The 1154-nt window shown below is 64.2% G+C and carries 2 protein-coding genes; both read right to left on the bottom strand.

Annotation, left to right across the window (positions count from 1 at the left end; genetic code table 11):
- Positions 1-377, bottom strand: a 377-nt coding sequence (locus RH94_RS40800; protein ID WP_158073071.1) for a restriction endonuclease, incomplete at its 3' end; no start/stop codon positions are given.
- Between the two features lie 420 nt (positions 378-797).
- Positions 798-1154, bottom strand: a 357-nt coding sequence (locus RH94_RS43900) for a UTRA domain-containing protein (protein WP_234425878.1), incomplete at its 5' end; no start/stop codon positions are given.

Here is a 1154-nt window from a genome sequence, read left to right as displayed (position 1 = left end):
CCTGCCAATCTAGCGTTCTCTGCTAGCCATGCGCGATCCCAGACGGTGATGCCGGCCTCTTGCAATTCCGCCGTTGCGGCTGCAGACAGAGTGTCCGGGATCGCGAGAATCAATTTCGTGACCCGTCCGCGCGTGATTGGGGCGGAGTTTGAGAACGAGTGAAGCTGCTGAATCACCTCTCTCACTCTTTGGCTTGTCTGGGGGCCGGGTGTTTTGCATTCAACGATATGCAGGCCGTCGGAATTGCAGTATGTGATGTCGGGCCCTTGATGCATCGGACTATCGGGCTCGTACTCTATTTCGCCGAGCTTGAGATCGCGAATGATTCCGCGAATGAGATTCTCAAATTGAAATGCTCGCTGCATCCGCCAGTCCATGTAGCCCCTCCTTGATAGCGGTGCATGCAGTATGGCGTGGCGCTGGCTGAGGTGACGATGGAACGACGATATTGACCGCGTCGACCCCAGCTTCCGTCCCGTACGCCCCTGAACCACGCCCGCTCGGCTCTGCCTGGGTCGATGGTGTGCGGGACGGAAGCCCCACCACCTGTCACTACCCACGGACTCGCGGACGGCGGCGGTGCCCCGATGCTCCCGGTGTCGGCCGATCCCCCGCCGGAGGCATCATCTTGTGCCCGCGGATGACGTCCTCGCCCTTGCCCACATGCACGCAGCGCGCCGCCGGGCGCGGCCAGCCGGGGCGAAGACAGGAGGCAGGCCGCGCCGCAGAGGCGGCGCGCGCCCGCGCCGTGCGCGGGCCTTGATGACGTAGAGAAAGTCTGAGCCAACTCGGCTGTGCTATAGCCGGAACGACAGTTCCAGCTCGTCGCCTGGAAGGTGGAACTCCTCCAAGGCCAGGGGCCTGTCTGTCGCGGTGAGAGTCACGCGGATGACGTGAAGCAGTGGGACCCCGTCCGCGAGTCGGAGGGCCTGGGCCTGGTCCGGTAGGGGCATGCGGGTGCGGACGTACTCCGTGAAGTGGAGTTCGTGGCCCAGGGTGGCAAGTGCGGTGTAGAGGTCGGGGGCCGGCGGTGGGGCTTCTTCCTCGTACTTGGTGTCGATGAGGACCGAGAACGGGATGTAGGTGCGGTGGAGTTGGCGGAGGCGGCCTTGGTCCGCGGTCTGTAGGGCGTCGTACGTGAACATCGGCTCGCC

The sequence above is a fragment of the Streptomyces kebangsaanensis genome, assembly GCF_001906585.1.
Taxonomy (GTDB): Bacteria; Actinomycetota; Actinomycetes; order Streptomycetales; family Streptomycetaceae; genus Streptomyces; species Streptomyces kebangsaanensis.
This window is presented reverse-complemented; position numbering and strand designations above follow the sequence as displayed.